This window comes from Acinetobacter sp. 16, assembly GCF_033439925.1.
GTDB classification, from domain to species: domain Bacteria; phylum Pseudomonadota; class Gammaproteobacteria; order Pseudomonadales; family Moraxellaceae; genus Acinetobacter; species Acinetobacter junii.
This window is the reverse complement of record NZ_CP137746.1, coordinates 1,955,357-1,971,709: the sequence shown is the minus strand read 5'-3', so window position 1 is coordinate 1,971,709 and position 16,353 is coordinate 1,955,357. Positions and strand designations below refer to the sequence as shown.

The window sequence follows — 16,353 nt, the reverse complement described above, 5'->3', positions numbered from 1 at the left end:
AATATTAAGGGTAATCATGGCACAAATTATTGCAATTGCTAACCAAAAAGGTGGCGTAGGGAAAACAACAACCGCAGTTAATCTTGCTGCTTCTTTGGCGATTTTAAAGAAGCGTGTCTTGTTAGTTGATATGGACTCACAAGGTAATGCAACAATGGGGTCTGGCGTACAAAAGAATGATCTTTTGTATTCTGTTACTGATGTCTTATTAGGTGAAGTGCCGATCGAAACTGCAATTCAAAAAGCAGAAGTAGGATATAAAGTTTTGGGTGCAAACCGTGAGCTTGCAGGAGTAGAGCTAGCAATCGCTGAGCAAGAAGGTCGTGAATTTATCCTCAAAAAAGCATTAGAAGAGGTAGATTCAGCTTTTGATTATATTATTGTGGATTGTGCTCCAAGTCTAAGCTTGATTACTGTAAATGCCCTTGCAGCAGTGAATGGTGTGATCATTCCGATGCAATGTGAGTACTATGCTTTAGAAGGCCTTGCAGATCTAACGCAAACCATCGACCGTATACAAAAAGCACTCAATCCAAACTTGGAAATCATTGGTGTGTTACGTACCATGTATGATGCAAGAAATGCGTTAACACGTGATGTATCTTCTGAGCTTGAGCAATATTTTGGTAAAAAGCTCTATGATACGGTTATACCTCGTAATATTCGTTTGGCTGAAGCGCCAGCACATGGTTTACCTGTGATCTATTTTGAAAAGAGTTCTAAAGGTGCCGTTGCATATTTAAATTTGGCTGCGGAAATGCTTAAAAAAAGTAAAGTGAAAAAAGGAAGTGCTGTATGAGCATCAAAAAACGCGGATTGGCTAAAGGTCGTGGTTTAGATGCGTTGCTAGGTTCGATTCAAAAAGAAAAACTGCAACTAGAAGCACAAGCCTTGGATCATGGTCAACTCAAGCAAATTGATGTTAACTCGTTAAAGCGTGGAGAATATCAACCACGTCGTTTTATTCAAGAACAGGATTTACAAGAGCTTGCATCATCGATTGAAAAACATGGTGTAATGCAGCCTATCGTGATTCGTCCTGTGGATGATGAACAACATCCATATGAAATTATTGCGGGTGAGCGACGTTGGCGTGCTGCAATTATGGCGGGATTAACTGAAATTCCTGCAATTGTAAGAGAGTTGAATGATCAGGTCGCGATAGCATTAGCCTTAATTGAAAATATTCAACGCCAGGATTTAAATCCTATTGATCAAGCACTTGCTTTGCAACGTTTTCATGATGAATTTGGTTTAAGTCACCAAGAAATTGCAGATACTGTTGGTAAAGCACGTACTACAGTTAGTAATTTGTTGCGCTTATTAAGTTTAGCAGACCCAATTAAAGATTATATGCAACAAGGTCAGATTGATATGGGGCATGCCCGTGCAATTTTGACTTTAAAGACTAAAGAACAAATTGAAATTGCAAAAATCGTGATTGAAAAAGGTTTGTCAGTGCGTCAAACTGAACAATTGGTTCGTGAGTGGAGTGAACCAAAACCAGAAAAGGAGAAAGTAAAAATTTCTCCAGATATTGAACAATTAACTCAAAAGCTATCTGAACGCTTTGGTGCGAACGTCAAAATTGACCATAACCAACAAGGAAAAGGGAAAATGGTCATTCACTATCACTCATTGGATGAGTTGGATGGGATTCTAAATATTTGTTTGCCTAACTAATATTTAGGATTCGTCCTAATTATTTGAAATATTATTGGGGAATAATATGTGGGAACTGGTAAAAGCGGGCGGTTGGTTAATGCTGCCGCTTATTCTCTCATCAATTTTTACGGTTGCAATCACAATTGAACGCTACATTCGTTTGAAGCGTTCTCAAGTATTACCTAGAGATTTATTTGTAAATGGTTCTAATGCTGAGACTGTAATTTCAAATTTACAGCAAGAGCAAGCAAAGAAATCACCTTTAGGACGTATTCTACTTGCTGGATACGAACACAAAGAACAGGGTGAACAATTTGCGCGTGCGCAAATGGAGGCGGCAGCTTCACAAGAAATTTCATTCTTAGAGAAGAACATCAATTTCTTGGGCACATTGAGCGCAATAGCCCCTTTATTGGGTTTGCTTGGTACGGTTTTAGGTATTATTGAATCTTTCTTGGTGATTGATGTGGGATCAGCAGGAAATGCAAGTATGATGATGCCTGGTATTTCTAAAGCCTTAATCACAACGGCTGTTGGTATGTTAATTGCTATTCCAGCGATGATTGCTTATCGATACTTTCAACGTGTTGTACACGAATATACTGCTGAGTTAGAACAGCAATCTACCTTGTTCCATGCTGCACTTTTCTACAAAAAAGTACCACATGTACAAGAACATCGCCTTGCAAGCTAAGCATAGGTGATCAAATGAAATTCAAACGCTCTCAAGTTGAAGATATTCATATCAATTTGACACCAATGATTGACTGTATGTTATTTATTTTGGTGTTTTTATTACTTTCGACGACATTTAGTCAGCAAAGCCGTATAAATCTAACTTTGCCCGATGCTCAAGGTGTACCGCCTAAACAATTCGATCAAAAAATTGAAATCATGGTAGACTCCGCAGGCCATTATTCCGTGAATGGTCAAGCATTATCGACAAAAGATACAGCTGATCTCAGTACAGCCATTAAGCAAGTTGCACAAGAACGTCGCGACTTTATGTTTATCATCGCTGCTGATGCTAAAGCCGCCCATCAGGATGTAATACGCGTGATGGATGTTGCAGGTCAGCTTGGGTTTGTAAACGTTAACATTAGCACTAAAGTTCCAACTAGAGGTTTTACCGAGTGAATCAAGATTTTAAGGTTTATTTGCGCCTTTTAGCTTATTTAAAATCTTATTGGGGTATTGCCTTATTTGTATTACTTGGTTTTGGTATCAATGCGGCTACCGAAGTCTCGGTAGCCAAATTGCTGAAGTTTATTATTGATGCAATTCAAAATGGAAGCAGAGAAAACCTAAATCTATTTCCTGCATTGATCGTGTTGTTAATGTTCTTTAGAGGTGTTGGATTATTCTTAGGTGGATATTTTACCGCTGTAATCTCAAGACGTTTGGTTTTTAGTATTCGCCAAGAGGTTTATGCGAAGCTGCTTAGATTGCCTGCACAATATTATTTAGATAATACCTCTGGTCATATTAGTGCAAAATTAATGTATAACGTGCAGCAATTAACAGCTGCATCCTCTGATTCTTTACAGACATTAGTCAAAGATGGCCTGATTGTCATAGGTTTATTAAGTTATTTGTTTTATACCAACTGGCGCTTAACGATGTGTATTATCGTTTTTATGCCAGTGATTGGTATTTTAGTTCGTGTAGCAGCAAAGCGCATGAGAAAGCTTTCGATACAAGTACAAAATACCATGGGTGATGTCAATCATGTGGTTCAAGAAACCATCAATGGTAATTCTGTAGTTAAAAGTTTCACTGGTGAAGCTTTTGAGCAACAACGCTTCTATAAGTCATCTGAAGAAAACCTTCGTCGTGGTTTGAAGATGGTGGTTGTTCAGAATATCAATAGTCCAGTGGTGCAACTGATTTTGTCTTGTGCAATGGCAATCATTTTATGGTTAGCTTTGCGCCCGCAGGTTTTTGGTGACACATCCGCTGGCGAATTCGTCTCTTATATCACCGCTGCTGGTTTAATATCTAAGCCCGTAAAAAACTTAACTGACATCAATGAAAAACTTCAGCGCGGTTTAGCTGCAGCACATTCGGTTTTTGAATTATTGGATTTACCTGAAGAAGAAAATAAAGGGCAATTGAAGCCTCAATTGAAAGGTAATATTCGATTTGATCAAGCTTGCTTGGAATATTCTGATGGTACCAAAGCCATTAAAGATTTCTCTTTAAATATTCAAGCTGGTCAAACTATTGCACTCGTGGGGCGGTCAGGGGCTGGTAAAACCTCATTGGTAAACATGTTGCCGCGTTTCCAAGAGTTAAGTAGTGGCGGTATATATTTTGATGATATTCCTGTTCAAGAAATCGAGTTGCTGTGTTTAAGATCGCAAATTGCAATGGTGAACCAACAAGTCGTTCTGTTTAATCGTTCAGTGCGTGACAATATCGCCTACGGACAATTGCAAAATGCTAGTGATGAGCAAGTGATTGCTGCTGCTAAAGCTGCCTATGCACATGATTTCATCATGAGTTTGCCTCAAGGTTATGACACTATACTTGGTGCTCAAGGTCTGAATTTATCTGGTGGACAACGTCAACGTATTGCGATTGCGAGAGCAATTCTGAAAGATTCGCCAATTCTAATTTTAGATGAGGCAACAAGCGCGCTTGATAACGAATCAGAATACTTTATACAACAAGCCTTTGATGAAGCGATGCAAGGTCGTACCACGATTGTAATTGCTCATCGATTATCTACTGTTGAAAATGCCGATTTGATTGTTGTGATGGATAAAGGACAAATTATCGAGCAAGGAACTCACTTAGAATTGATCGCTAAACAAGGAATGTATTATCAGTTGCATCAGCGCAATTTTGAGGAAAATTAATCATGTCACTGGCACAGACGATTCAGACTGCTTGGAATAACCAAGAGAAATGGCTGATCGTTTTAAGACCTTTGTCATGGCTTTATCGCTTTGCATTTTTGATGAATAAAGCGATGTACACATACAGGCTGAAGAAAATCTATACGGCACCAATCCCAGTTATGGTGATTGGAAATATTACAGTTGGCGGAAGTGGAAAAACTCCTTTGCTAATTCAACTAGTAAAATATTTGCAAAGCAAAGGGTTGTCGGTAGGTGTAATTAGTCGTGGTTATGGAGGGGTTGGTCCATTTCCAGCGCTGGTACATAAAGAGTCATCGCCTGAGATTATTGGTGATGAACCCGCTTTAATTGTTCAATCGACTGGTGTTGCAATGGCAGTTGGTCCAAATAGACAATCTTCTATAGAGTTATTATTGCAGAACTATTCATTGGATTTGATTATTAGTGATGATGGTCTTCAGCACTGGGCTTTAGATCGTCAAATTGAATGGATTGTTTTAGATCAAAATCGTGGTTTAGGTAATGAAAAGCTTTTGCCTGAAGGTTATTTGCGAGAGCCAAAATCACGTCTACAAAATAGTAGTGTGATTGTACATAGCAAACAGCCTCAATCATTGCTCAATATGCATTTACAAGTGGGTAAGCCTTATTTGCTCAGATCTGATAATTTATCTAATCAATTCGATTCAAAGCAAAGCTATCATGCTGTGGTTGGTATCGGTTTTCCACAGCGTTTTTATCAGACTTTGCAAAATTTAGGAATTGAGCAATTTCAAGCTCATGAGTTTCCGGATCATCATGAATATAAACTGAGTGATCTAAGTTTTCAGAATCAGAATGCGATTATCACAACAGAAAAAGATGCTGTTAAATTAAAAGAAATTTTAATTCAACATCCAGAATTCAATATCCCTATTTGGGTTGTACCCGTAGAAGCCGTTTTATCATCCGATTGTTATGACTTGTTGGAGCAACAATTACAACAAGTTGGTATTCATTTGTCTTAGAGATATACCATGAAACACATTGTCATTCCTGCACGTTTTGCAAGTTCGAGATTACCAGCTAAACCATTATTGCTGATACATGGTCGTCCAATGATTTTACGGGTGGTTGATCAGGCAAAAAAAGTTGAGGGCTTTGATGATTTATGTGTTGCGACAGATGATGAGCGAATTGCCGAGATATGCCGTGCAGAAGGCGTTGATGTAGTATTGACAAGCCCTGATCATCCATCCGGTACGGATCGTTTGAGTGAAGTAGCTCGTTTAAAAGGATGGGCTGAAGATGACATTATTGTGAATGTTCAGGGTGATGAACCTTTATTACCTGCAAAATTAGTTAAACAGGTTTCACAACTTCTAGTTGATAATCCAAACTGCTCAATGTCTACGTTGTGCGAGCCAATCAGCGCTTTGGATGAATTTCAGCGGGATAGTATTGTCAAAGTTGTCATGTCAAAACATAATGAAGCATTGTATTTTAGCCGCGCAACTATCCCTTACGATCGTGATGGGGCGAAACAAAAACAGCAATCAATGCATAGCAGTGCCTACCGCCATCTAGGTTTGTATGCCTATCGAGTTAAACTATTACAAGAATATGTAACTTGGGATCAAGGTGTGCTTGAAAAATTAGAAAGTCTTGAGCAACTTAGGGTGCTTGAAAATGGTCATCGCATTGCCATAGCTATTGCTGAAGCAAACCTTCCGCCTGGAGTTGATACTCAGGAAGATTTAGATCGATTAAATTCAATGTCTATCAGTTTCTTTGAATAATATGACAAAAGAAGTTCAAGTCTATGAACATTACCCTTGGCATCAGCAAACGTGGGATCTTTTAACTTCGCGTTTTCCTGATGTTGGGCATGGTTTATTGTTTTATGGAAAGAAAGGATGTGCTAAACAAGAGTTTACCGATAGATTTGTAGCATGGGTGTTATGTTTAAATAAACAATCTGAAAATGCCTGTGGCGAATGTAGTAGCTGTCAATGGTTAAAGTCGGATACACATCCTAACTATGTTCACATCACAACAGATGAAGATAATAAAAAGCAAAATGCAAAAATTAAGATTGAAAAAATTCGAGATCTTTTACCTTTTGTTCAGCAAACTGGTGAAGGCTGGCGTGTTGTAGTCATTGAACCTGCTGAAGCTTTAAATATAGCTTCATCAAATGCTTTATTAAAAACTTTAGAAGAACCTGGTGAGAAAGTTGTTTTGATCTTGGTTGCAGATCATTATTTGAAATTACCTGCAACTATTCGGAGTCGATTGCAACACTTTGCATTAGATCGCTTAAAAGATGAGGATGCTCAGAATTTTTTGAAAGAAAGAATTTCTGACCTGAAACCACTACAACTGTCTTTGCTACTCAATCTTGCTAATGGAATGCCATTAACTGCAATCGAAATACAAAACAGTGAGTGGTTAGATAAACGAGCATCATTTTTAAAAGATTGGTCTAAGCTTTGTTCTGAAAAGAGTATGCCTTTGCATTATGCTAATAAATGGTCGAAAGAGCTAAGTTTTGCAGATTTTATGGTTATGTTTGAATACTTGTTTGCGGATGTTATTCGTCTAAAGCTAAATCAGCAATTAAAAAATCAAGATTTAGTTTTTGATGATTTGGCTCAAATATATAACTTAGAAACTCTGTTCTCAATTTATTCGGATTTCCAGCAGAAAAAACTAATGTTGGAGCAAAATGTTCAGTCGCAATTAGTTATGGATGAGCTATTTATTCAGCTAATGAATGTTAATTAGTGACGATATTTTTTAAATGCTTATAAATAGATAAGTTATTTGAAACATTATTTGTTGTTTCTATTAATGTTTCTTATAATTCAAAAAATGAAAGTTGATTGGGTTCAGCTAAGTAGATTGACGGTGTTTATTGCACTTGTATTTGAAACCATGAGCGTTCATGCTTTATTACGGTTAATCAGCATCATATAAGAAACTTTAAGTAAATTAATAACAGGGGAATGTAATGCAACCACAAATGATGGGCGGGATTATACAAGTCAATATTCCTGACAAGGCTACCTTGCAAGCGAGTTATATGCCTTTTGTACAAGGTGGTGGTTTATTTGTTCCGACTAAGCAAGCGGTAAAAATGGGACAAGAAGTTTTTATCCTTGCGACTCTGCCTGATCAATCACAGAAAATTCCTTTAACTGGTAAGGTGATTTGGATTTCGCACAAGCAAACCCATTTTAAACCACAAGGTTTTGCGATTCAGCTTGCCGGTGATAAAGGTGTTTATTATCGAACAGAGGCAGAAAGAATTTTAGCAGGTGCTAAAAGCCTTGATCGTCCAAGTTATACTATGTAATTAAATTTTTTAGGAACAAAGCGTGTTTGTTGATACCCATTGCCATTTAACCATGTTAGATCTTACGCCATACGGTGGAGATCTAGATCAAGCGCTCGATGCTGCACGTCAGGCAGGCGTAACTAAGTTCATGGGGATATCTGTGGATTTAGAAGATCATATAAAATTGGCAGAAATTGCATCACGACACGATGATGTTGGTTACACAGTAGGGGTTCATCCATGTGAAGATCAATATGTCATGGCCCGAGCTACAACAGATTTTTTGGTCGAGTTGGCTCAATCAGAAAAAGTCTGGGCTTTAGGTGAAACAGGTTTGGATTATTATCACAGTACTGATTTTGTTGAAGATCAGAAGCAATGCTTTGCTAGGCATATACAAGCATCAAAAATTGTAAAAAAACCTGTGGTTGTACATACGCGCTCGGCAAAACATGACACTGTAGATATTATTCGAGCTGAACAATCAACACACGGCATATTACATTGTTTCACAGAAGATTGGGAAACAGCGAAAGCGGTCTTAGATTGTGGTTACTATATTTCTTTTTCAGGAATCATTTCTTTCAAAAATGCTCAATCCCTTAGAGATGTTGCTAAGCAAGTACCACTTGATCGTGTATTAATCGAAACAGATAGTCCGTATCTAGCACCTGTGCCATATCGTGGTAAAACAAATGAACCAAAATATGTGCCCTATGTAGCAAAAGCTCTTAGTGAAGTATATGATAAATCGCTTGAAGAGATTGGCATGATTACCATGCAAAATTTTGAAAATCTCTTAAATTTTAAATAACGGTTTGTAGTACTTGAAAAGAGAGTTATCACGTGAAGATGGATCGTCAAGCTCAGTTTAGAGCACGAGAAGCGTTAATTTTTCAAATCGCTGAACAACTCTTATTAGAAAATGGTGAAGCGGGCATGACGCTTGATGCCCTTGCAGCAGAATTGGATTTAGCTAAAGGCACTTTATATAAGCATTTTCAAAGCAAAGATGAGCTGTATATGTTGCTGATCATTCGCAATGAAAAAATGCTGTTGGAAATGATCCAGGATACTGAAAAATCATTTCCGGAGCATTTAGCTTTTTTTATGCTTCATCATTTACATCATCCTGAACGTACCGCATTATTTCATCAAATAGAAGAGCGTCTTTCAACAACTGGACAAGGAATACAGCTACTATTCAGTGAATTATATAAAATTCGACGTCAAAGATTGCGCATTATTATTCGTATGACTGAGAGTTACCTGATTGATATCAATAGTAAGATGACGACACGAGATTATTTAGCCTCGATATGGTCTTTAACCTATGGCGCTGCGGTTATACTAAATTCAAGTTTCTATCAGCGTTACTTGGGTTCAAGAGATACACTACGTGTAGCTTATATAGAACAGGCTTTGGCGATGCCCAAACAGCTTGAACATGCATTAACATAGTTGATTATGATCATGAAATCATCACTTCGATTACAGCAAGGTTTTACCCTAATTGAGATCATGGTGGTGATTGTAATCATGACGGTCATGGCATCACTTGTTGTTCTGAATATTGGTGGTATAGATCAGCGTAAAGCAATGCAAGCCAGAGAGCTATTTATACTTGATATTAAAAGAATAAATAAACAATCTGCTGATCAATCAAAAGTATTTGCATTGAATTTTCAAAATGCAACGGATGTTTCGCCATTTATCTATAATTTATTTGAATATCACGACCAGAGTCTACAGCTCGTTCAGCAAGCTGATAAAACATGGCAGGAATATAAGGAATTTAAGTCTCGCCAATTACCAGATAACGTGTCCTTCAGCTTACAAGTTGTTGATGCTGAGCGGTACTCTAAAGCAAACAACGAGGATCTATTGGGTGGTAAATCTCCTCAACTAGTTTGGTTTGGCAATGGTGAAGTTAAACCTGTGAGAATTCAATTTTATTATCAGCAGCAACCGATTGGTAATGAATTGGAATTAGATTACTTGGGGAAAATACATGAAAATTAACACCTCAAATAAGATGACTAATCGACAATTCAGTTTGCTTTATAAAAAATCAGATAGTCTTAATTTTCAAACAATTGCTGAGGTTAAACTACATTCTCTCAAAATACAGAAAGGTTTTACGCTGTTAGAGGTGATGGTTGCTTTAGCTATTTTTGCGGTCGCTGCAATCGCGTTAACTAAAGTAGCTATGCAGTATACCCAATCAACTTCAAATGCAATTTTACGTACTAAAGCCCAATTTGTGGCAATGAATGAAATTGCAACCATGGAAATAAATCAAGAGTGGCTTGAGGGAACACAATCTAAACAAGTGACTGCGCAGGGAGAAACTTGGCAAATCGATAAAAAAGCACAATCAACATTAAGCCCCAAAATCCAACGTATCGAGTTACAAGTAAGTTTATATAACACTGAACAAGGCAAAGTTGAGGCAGGAATTACCAATCTTGTATTCTTTAATTATCCTGCTAAAGTCAAAACATCATGAAAATCAAGAATGTTGTAATGAGGTTGGGTTTCAGATTTAATGTTGTCTCAGAATGTCAGCAAAGTTCAACTAAGTCTTATTTACCTAAAAAAATTAAGAGTAATTTAGGTTTTACTTTAGTTGAGTTGCTTGTTGCGATTGCGATATTTGCAGTGCTTTCAATGTTGGGGTGGAAAGTTTTTGATTATCTCATCAAAGTGAAAGATAGAAATGCAGAACATGAAACACACTTATTTGAATTACAGGATGCTTATCAGCAATTTTTAAAAGATAGCATGCAGATAATTCCATTGACTGCAAATGATGGGCGACAATTACAAGCAGCTATGGTTTTGAATGATCGAAGTTTTAGTTTTAGTAAGGCTGGGGTATCTGATCCATTGAAGCAAGATCTTTCACCATATGAGCGAATAGAATACAGATATGATGCGCAACAAAAAAAAGTTTACCGTTTGAAATATACAAATTTAAATATTCCAAATCGTGTGCAACCAGTATCAAGCACTTTACTTGAAAATGTAGATCAATTTAGAATTTTGATTTTAAATCCACAAGAAATTAGCCAATGGCCTGAAAATATTAATGATCCAAATAATGTAAATGAATTAAAGAAGTTACCATTAGGTTTTAAAGTTCAATTGACGATTGCTGGTTCAGATTATGAGTGGATTTATAGTTTATTAAATGCCAATCAGTTATTGGTCAATCTGGAAACTCCACCATGATCAAGATTAAATCTTCTGAACAAGGTATAGCACTTCTTACAATATTGATCATGGTCGCATTGGCTACTATTTTGGCTGCAACAATTGCAAAACGTCAAAGCAATACTGCTGAAAATACGGGCTATTTGATGCGCCAAAATCAGTCTTTACTTTATGCAAAAAGCGCAGAGGCATTTTTTTCTGAATTATTGATTCAAGATAGTGAAAATGCAGGTAATCTTGATCATTTACAGGAAAGTTGGGCGAAACCTATGCCTCCGTTTCCAGTTGAAGATGGTGCAGTTTCTGGACGTTTAATTGATGATTCGGGAAAATTTAATTTAAATAATTTAGTTAAGCCAGACGGAAAAGTGGATGATTCGGCTCGTCGCTGGTTTGAAAAACTATTAGTCAGAGTTGGATTGCCAGCGGAGTTGAGTCAAGCTGTCATTGATTGGCAAGATGTGGATGATGAAACTTCGGGTGCAATGGGAGCTGAAAGTAGTATTTATCAAGGAAAGGAACCTGCATATTTGGCATCAAATACAAAGTTCCATAATGTTGAAGAATTAAAGTTGGTTAGAGGTTTCGAAGGTAAAAAAATTGATTTGATTCGTCCCTATGTTTCGGCCTTACCTGAACCAACAAAAATAAATATAAATACTGCACCTGCTTTATTGCTAGCAAGTATAGACCCTAAGGTGGATATGAAAGCGGTAGAGCAGGAGATCAAAGCAAACCAGGCAAACTTGACTTATTTTAATAATCTAGATGATTTATGGAAATTGAATGCATTTTCTGGCATTGATGAGCAGAGTAAAACTGATGCAGGTAGCTTAATGGATGTGCAATCGAATTATTTTACTGCACAGATTGATGTGCTTTTAAGTGAGCGTAAGCGTCAATTCACAAGTTCTATGACTAGAAAAGATAATCATGTAATTGTTTACTCACGAAGTCTTGCACCTTTCAATTGATTTGATAATTGAATTATCAAATATCGACAAGGTTTAAAATCAATCCCAATGCTTGTTTTTTTGCTTTATAATAAAACTCGTTCGCAGATAAAGATTAGCTTGGTGCATGTTAATTCGTAAATTATTTAAGTTTGAAAATGCTCATATTGTACGCAATTGTACATCGGATCGCTGTAAGCGTTCGATTCATGGGCATAGTTATAAAGTTGAATTATTACTCAAAGCGTCAAAGTTAGATCATGGTCAGATGGTTTACGATTTTGGTTTGCTCAAAGGTGTTATAAAAGAACTTTTTGACAGTTTTGATCATGCCATTTGTTTTTGGCAAAAAGATGATGCTGCTTATATTGATGCATGTAAGACATTTAGCGCAAGATGGATTTCTTTGCCTGTTTCGCCTTCTGCCGAACAATTTTCACGTATTTTTTTCTATTTAGCTCAACAAGTCCTTCGCTCAACTACAACACAAAATGGTGAGGGTGATGTTCAAGTATATTCTGTGATTGTTCATGAAACTGATACGGGGTACGCTCAAAGTTTTCAGGAAGACATTGAAAATGAGCAAATGGGTATATTGAGCTTGGATCAAATAGTTTTTTCAGAGCAAGTCGTATCAGAGTGGAGTGATCCACAGATATATGAGAACTTGAAAAAAGGAATTAAGTTCGAAAATCCAGAAGTAGAATTACAAGTAACACTTTGAGTTTACTTGATTAAGTGAACTCAAATTAAGGAAAGTTGATGCAATTTACGGAACAACAGCTCAATAAATTAAATAAAATTCAGATTGATGAATCTTGGAAATATTCACTTTCTGAATTTTTACTTGGGCAAAAAATGGATAATTTACGCGAGTTTTTGCAACAAGAGAAACTTGCCCAAAAAACGATTTATCCGCCAAGCAAACAAATTTTTAATGCATTTAACACCACTCCACTTAACCATGTGAAAGTCGTCATACTTGGTCAGGATCCTTATCATGGACCGAATCAGGCGAATGGTTTAAGTTTTTCGGTACAAAGAGGGGTTGCATTACCTCCATCTTTACGTAATATTTTTCATGAATTGAATACTGATTTAGGCATACCTGTTTCTCGACATGGTGATTTGAGTAAATGGGCTGAGCAAGGTGTGTTATTGCTGAACAGTGTGCTGACGGTTGAAGCTGGTCAACCCACCTCACATCAGAAACAAGGTTGGGAAGATTTTACTGATAATGTGATTGATGTGTTGAATGAACATCGTGAACGTATCGTATTTATATTATGGGGAGCTTATGCTCAACGTAAAGGACAGCGCATAGACCGTAACAAACATTTAGTTTTAAGTGCAGCCCACCCGTCACCTTTATCAGCAAACCGTGGTGGTTTTTTTGGCTGTAAAGTGTTTTCTAAAACAAATCAATATTTGAAACAACATGGCATTGAGCCTATAGACTGGCAATTGGACGCATAATGAATTCTCCCGATTTAAATAGCTATCATCCTGATTTGATTGTCGAGCACGCTAAAAATGGTTGGCGTATTGTTCGTTTGAACCGACCTAAATCATTACACGCATTGGATGAATCGATCGTAAGTGCTTTACTCAAAGTGTTCGAACATTTCCATGATGATGAAAGTGTAAAAGCGATTTGGTTTGATTCGACTACACCAAAAGCATTTTGCGCGGGTGGTGATGTTCGTAAATTGCGCCAATTGGTTATCAATAATGAAGTTGATACGGCTAATAAATTCTTTGAGCAAGAATATGCACTAGATTTACTGCTGCATAACTATGCTAAGCCTATTGTGGTTTGGGGTGAAGGTTATGTCATGGGTGGCGGACTAGGCTTATTTATGGCTGCACCATTTCGTTTGGTCACACCATATTCTCGTTTGGCTATGCCTGAGATTAATATTGGATTGTATCCTGATGTTGGTGGTAGTCGCTTCCTTGCTGATCGTGGTCAAATTGGTCTATTTACTGGTTTAACGGGTTCAATCATGACAGCTGCTGGAGCTTTCAGTATTGGTTGGGCGACACATATTTGTGAAGCTCAGCGTGATAATGTGCTTCAAAAAGTATTGAATGTTGATTGGAATCATTATCCAGCTGGCGCATTTAGAGCAATCGATGACACCCTGAATAGCCTGCATCGTCCAGTTGCTTCTGGACCATTACAAAATTCTATTGATGTTATCCATAGTGTTTGTCGTGGACAAAGCTTTGAGTATGATTACCAAGCTATTATAGGTTTGAGTGATGCAAGTAGTGACTGGTTACGTCAAGCTAGTGAGAATTTACAGAAGGGTTCTCCGAGCACTGCTGCGATTACTTGGTTGCTTTGGCAATGGGGTAAACAAGGTCATGCATGGGATGAGGTTTTTGCTTTAGAGTCACAAATTTCTGATTGGAAGATTCGTCATCCTGATTTCGTTGAGGGTGTGCGAGCACGTTTGGTTGATAAAGATCTTTCACCTGAATGGAAGTCTGCTGAAAAAATCACTTTGAAAGATATATTGTCTGATTGTCCACCAATTACAACAATTGATAGTTGGAATGCGTTATTAAGACAATATGGTGTAATTTCTTAAGTAGATATGACTGTTAATAAAGATGAATATTGGATGCAGTTTGCCTACGAGCAGGCTGCAATCGCAGCATCACAAGGTGAAATACCTGTTGGCGCTGTAATCGTGAGTCAAGATAAAATCATTGGCTCGGGTTACAATGGACCTATCCAATTGTCTGATCCTACGGCACATGCAGAGATTCAAGCGCTGCGCTCAGCTTGCCGAGCGATTGAAAATTATCGATTACCAGATGATGCTGTTTTATATGTGACGCTTGAACCTTGTACCATGTGTGTTGGTGCATTGATTCATGCAAGAGTTCAAAAAGTGATTTTTGCAACGACTGAGCCTAAAGCTGGTTCTGTTGTTAGCGCTCGTCAATTGTTAGATAATGGCTACTACAACCATAAATTTGTATTTGAACAAGGTTGTTTACAACAACAATGTTCAGCTCAACTAAGTGATTTTTTTAAGCAAAGAAGAAAAGAAAAGAAGCAAGCCCATTTATCTAAAACGTCCTTAAATGATTAAACATGTCTTTTGAGTTGTGGCAAACTAAGCCGCGATGATTTTGGTCAAATTAAAAAAGGCAAAGCTATGCGTAATGCAATCACTGTAAAAAAAGAGTTTCATGCACCTCTTTCAGAAGTGTTTGATTTATTGTCAAAACACGCAACTTATAATAAAGCTTTTGCTCCATTACAAGTGGTACGAGTTAAAGATTCGGCTGATCCAAAACGTCCAGATGGAATTGGGTCGGTTCGTCGAATGGGATTTGGTCCTGTAAAACCATTGCAAGAAGAAATTACATTATTGGAAGAAAATAAACGTATTGAGTATAAGTTGATTAACAATCCACTTGTAAAGCATCATTTGGGTCAAATTGATTTCAAAGAAATTACACCCTACGTAACATTGGTAACTTACAAGATTGAATTTACAGCAAAAGCACCTTTTGTGAGTAAATTAATTCTTGCACAACTTAAAGCAGCAATTACACTAGGTTTCTCAAAACTAGCGAAATCAGTTGCTCCATAAAGAGAAGAGAATGACAGTTCATATTATTACGATTGATGGTCCAAGCGGATCTGGAAAAGGTACGTTAGCTGCTAAGATTGCTGCACATTACCAATATAATTTATTAGATTCTGGTGCGTTATATCGTTTACTTGGACTGTCTTTGGCTCAAAAAAACTTATTAGAGCAACTTGAAACTAAGTTGGATGAATGTGTCGAAATTGCAACTCATTTAAATATCGAATTTAAATCAACAGAATCTTCCACGATTATTCTACTCGATGGTGCTGATGTGACGAATGTGATACGTACTGAGGAAGTGGGGGAATATGCTTCTAAAGTTGCAGCAATTCCAGCATTACGTAAAGCGTTATTTGATCGTCAAAGAGCTTTTATCCAGTCTCCAGGATTGGTTGCTGATGGTCGTGATATGGCAACTTCTATTTTTCCCGAAGCTCAGGCAAAGATTTATCTCACCGCATCTGCACAATCACGAGCGGAGCGACGTGTAAAACAGTTGCAGGGTATGGGTCTTGATGCTAAAATAAGCGACATTTTATCTAACATACAGGCTAGAGATAAGCGAGATATGGAGCGTACAGTTGCTCCACTCAAGCCGGCCGAAGATGCTTATATCGTTGATAGCTCTGAGATAGGTATCGATGAAGTATTTAAGCTCATGGTTGACTATATCGACAGTCGTATAAAATAGATATTGATTTAACTTTCAGTTGAAGCATTGC

21 protein-coding genes are annotated in these 16,353 nt (G+C 37.4%); all 21 read left to right on the top strand.

Annotated features, from left to right (window positions below):
* Positions 1-16: 16 nt before the first annotated feature.
* The 21 genes from R2H34_RS09675 to cmk all read left to right on the top strand — a co-directional run bounded on the left by R2H34_RS09675 (position 17) and on the right by cmk (position 16,322).
* A complete protein-coding gene (locus tag R2H34_RS09675) occupies positions 17-799 on the top strand; it encodes a ParA family protein (RefSeq protein WP_042891010.1) in 783 nt (260 codons plus the stop codon).
* A complete protein-coding gene (locus R2H34_RS09670; protein WP_318342251.1) occupies positions 796-1,683 on the top strand; it encodes a ParB/RepB/Spo0J family partition protein in 888 nt (295 codons plus the stop codon). Before R2H34_RS09675 ends, R2H34_RS09670 begins: the two co-directional genes overlap by 4 nt.
* Positions 1,684-1,729: 46 nt before the next feature.
* Positions 1,730-2,359 (top strand): MotA/TolQ/ExbB proton channel family protein, encoded by a 630-nt coding sequence (locus R2H34_RS09665; RefSeq protein ID WP_042891015.1) that lies wholly within the window; start codon positions 1,730-1,732, stop codon positions 2,357-2,359.
* A 14-nt stretch (positions 2,360-2,373) separates the two neighbouring features.
* Positions 2,374-2,802 (top strand): ExbD/TolR family protein, encoded by a 429-nt coding sequence (locus R2H34_RS09660; RefSeq protein WP_039047961.1) that lies wholly within the window; start codon positions 2,374-2,376, stop codon positions 2,800-2,802.
* Positions 2,799-4,526 carry a lipid A export permease/ATP-binding protein MsbA gene (gene msbA, locus R2H34_RS09655; RefSeq protein ID WP_042891017.1) on the top strand — a complete coding sequence of 576 codons (1,728 nt, stop codon included), beginning with the start codon at positions 2,799-2,801 and terminating at the stop codon, positions 4,524-4,526. Before R2H34_RS09660 ends, msbA begins: the two co-directional genes overlap by 4 nt.
* Before the next feature lie 2 nt (positions 4,527-4,528).
* Positions 4,529-5,536 (top strand): tetraacyldisaccharide 4'-kinase, encoded by a 1,008-nt coding sequence (lpxK, locus tag R2H34_RS09650; protein WP_005402537.1) that lies wholly within the window; start codon positions 4,529-4,531, stop codon positions 5,534-5,536.
* Positions 5,537-5,545: 9 nt separating this feature from the next.
* Positions 5,546-6,307: a 3-deoxy-manno-octulosonate cytidylyltransferase gene (kdsB, locus tag R2H34_RS09645; RefSeq protein ID WP_039047964.1), complete on the top strand. Its 762-nt coding sequence runs from the start codon at positions 5,546-5,548 to the stop codon at positions 6,305-6,307.
* 1 nt (position 6,308) lies between these two features.
* Complete coding sequence (locus tag R2H34_RS09640) at positions 6,309-7,295, top strand: DNA polymerase III subunit delta' (protein WP_282896507.1); 987 nt, start codon at positions 6,309-6,311, stop codon at positions 7,293-7,295.
* 226 nt (positions 7,296-7,521) lie between these two features.
* A complete protein-coding gene (locus R2H34_RS09635) occupies positions 7,522-7,866 on the top strand; it encodes a PilZ domain-containing protein (RefSeq protein WP_005402539.1) in 345 nt (114 codons plus the stop codon).
* Positions 7,867-7,888: 22 nt separating this feature from the next.
* Positions 7,889-8,662, top strand: a complete 774-nt coding sequence (locus tag R2H34_RS09630) for a TatD family hydrolase (protein ID WP_005402540.1) — start codon at positions 7,889-7,891, stop codon at positions 8,660-8,662.
* A gap of 38 nt (positions 8,663-8,700) precedes the next feature.
* Positions 8,701-9,309 (top strand): TetR/AcrR family transcriptional regulator, encoded by a 609-nt coding sequence (locus tag R2H34_RS09625; protein ID WP_020899852.1) that lies wholly within the window; start codon positions 8,701-8,703, stop codon positions 9,307-9,309.
* Between the two features lie 12 nt (positions 9,310-9,321).
* Complete coding sequence (locus R2H34_RS09620) at positions 9,322-9,870, top strand: Tfp pilus assembly protein FimT/FimU (RefSeq protein ID WP_282896508.1); 549 nt, start codon at positions 9,322-9,324, stop codon at positions 9,868-9,870.
* Positions 9,871-10,003: 133 nt separating this feature from the next.
* Positions 10,004-10,357: a type II secretion system protein gene (locus R2H34_RS09615; protein WP_042106585.1), complete on the top strand. Its 354-nt coding sequence runs from the start codon at positions 10,004-10,006 to the stop codon at positions 10,355-10,357.
* Entirely contained in the window at positions 10,354-11,082 is a 729-nt protein-coding gene (gene gspJ / locus R2H34_RS09610; RefSeq protein ID WP_227545354.1) for a type II secretion system minor pseudopilin GspJ, read from the top strand. The genes R2H34_RS09615 and gspJ overlap by 4 nt, the downstream gene beginning before the upstream one ends.
* Positions 11,079-12,038 (top strand): type II secretion system minor pseudopilin GspK, encoded by a 960-nt coding sequence (gspK, locus tag R2H34_RS09605; protein ID WP_282896509.1) that lies wholly within the window; start codon positions 11,079-11,081, stop codon positions 12,036-12,038. Before gspJ ends, gspK begins: the two co-directional genes overlap by 4 nt.
* A gap of 106 nt (positions 12,039-12,144) precedes the next feature.
* Positions 12,145-12,741 carry a 6-pyruvoyl trahydropterin synthase family protein gene (locus R2H34_RS09600; RefSeq protein WP_004954093.1) on the top strand — a complete coding sequence of 199 codons (597 nt, stop codon included), beginning with the start codon at positions 12,145-12,147 and terminating at the stop codon, positions 12,739-12,741.
* Positions 12,742-12,779: 38 nt separating this feature from the next.
* The gene (gene ung / locus R2H34_RS09595; RefSeq protein WP_004911491.1) at positions 12,780-13,493 is read left to right on the top strand and encodes a uracil-DNA glycosylase; all 714 of its coding nucleotides are present in this window, start codon (positions 12,780-12,782) and stop codon (positions 13,491-13,493) included.
* On the top strand, positions 13,490-14,614 hold the full coding sequence (locus R2H34_RS09590; RefSeq protein ID WP_171053792.1) for an enoyl-CoA hydratase/isomerase family protein: 1,125 nt from the start codon (positions 13,490-13,492) through the stop codon (positions 14,612-14,614). The genes ung and R2H34_RS09590 overlap by 4 nt, the downstream gene beginning before the upstream one ends.
* Positions 14,615-14,620: 6 nt before the next feature.
* Positions 14,621-15,124 (top strand): tRNA adenosine(34) deaminase TadA, encoded by a 504-nt coding sequence (tadA, locus tag R2H34_RS09585; RefSeq protein WP_282896510.1) that lies wholly within the window; start codon positions 14,621-14,623, stop codon positions 15,122-15,124.
* 66 nt (positions 15,125-15,190) lie between these two features.
* Positions 15,191-15,631 (top strand): SRPBCC family protein, encoded by a 441-nt coding sequence (locus tag R2H34_RS09580; RefSeq protein WP_075696895.1) that lies wholly within the window; start codon positions 15,191-15,193, stop codon positions 15,629-15,631.
* 10 nt (positions 15,632-15,641) lie between these two features.
* Complete coding sequence (gene cmk, locus R2H34_RS09575; RefSeq protein ID WP_099948597.1) at positions 15,642-16,322, top strand: (d)CMP kinase; 681 nt, start codon at positions 15,642-15,644, stop codon at positions 16,320-16,322.
* Positions 16,323-16,353: the final 31 nt, after the last annotated feature.

Coding starts and splice junctions, on each gene's coding strand:
- R2H34_RS09580 (WP_075696895.1), top strand. CDS start 15,191: ATGCGTAATGCAATCACTGTAAAAAAAGAGTTTCATGCACCTCTTTCA.
- tadA (WP_282896510.1), top strand. CDS start 14,621: ATGACTGTTAATAAAGATGAATATTGGATGCAGTTTGCCTACGAGCAG.
- R2H34_RS09640 (WP_282896507.1), top strand. CDS start 6,309: ATGACAAAAGAAGTTCAAGTCTATGAACATTACCCTTGGCATCAGCAA.
- R2H34_RS09660 (WP_039047961.1), top strand. CDS start 2,374: ATGAAATTCAAACGCTCTCAAGTTGAAGATATTCATATCAATTTGACA.
- R2H34_RS09635 (WP_005402539.1), top strand. CDS start 7,522: ATGCAACCACAAATGATGGGCGGGATTATACAAGTCAATATTCCTGAC.
- kdsB (WP_039047964.1), top strand. CDS start 5,546: ATGAAACACATTGTCATTCCTGCACGTTTTGCAAGTTCGAGATTACCA.
- cmk (WP_099948597.1), top strand. CDS start 15,642: ATGACAGTTCATATTATTACGATTGATGGTCCAAGCGGATCTGGAAAA.
- R2H34_RS09675 (WP_042891010.1), top strand. CDS start 17: ATGGCACAAATTATTGCAATTGCTAACCAAAAAGGTGGCGTAGGGAAA.
- gspK (WP_282896509.1), top strand. CDS start 11,079: ATGATCAAGATTAAATCTTCTGAACAAGGTATAGCACTTCTTACAATA.
- R2H34_RS09665 (WP_042891015.1), top strand. CDS start 1,730: ATGTGGGAACTGGTAAAAGCGGGCGGTTGGTTAATGCTGCCGCTTATT.
- gspJ (WP_227545354.1), top strand. CDS start 10,354: ATGAAAATCAAGAATGTTGTAATGAGGTTGGGTTTCAGATTTAATGTT.
- lpxK (WP_005402537.1), top strand. CDS start 4,529: ATGTCACTGGCACAGACGATTCAGACTGCTTGGAATAACCAAGAGAAA.
- R2H34_RS09600 (WP_004954093.1), top strand. CDS start 12,145: ATGTTAATTCGTAAATTATTTAAGTTTGAAAATGCTCATATTGTACGC.
- R2H34_RS09625 (WP_020899852.1), top strand. CDS start 8,701: ATGGATCGTCAAGCTCAGTTTAGAGCACGAGAAGCGTTAATTTTTCAA.
- ung (WP_004911491.1), top strand. CDS start 12,780: ATGCAATTTACGGAACAACAGCTCAATAAATTAAATAAAATTCAGATT.
- R2H34_RS09615 (WP_042106585.1), top strand. CDS start 10,004: ATGGTTGCTTTAGCTATTTTTGCGGTCGCTGCAATCGCGTTAACTAAA.
- R2H34_RS09670 (WP_318342251.1), top strand. CDS start 796: ATGAGCATCAAAAAACGCGGATTGGCTAAAGGTCGTGGTTTAGATGCG.
- R2H34_RS09620 (WP_282896508.1), top strand. CDS start 9,322: ATGAAATCATCACTTCGATTACAGCAAGGTTTTACCCTAATTGAGATC.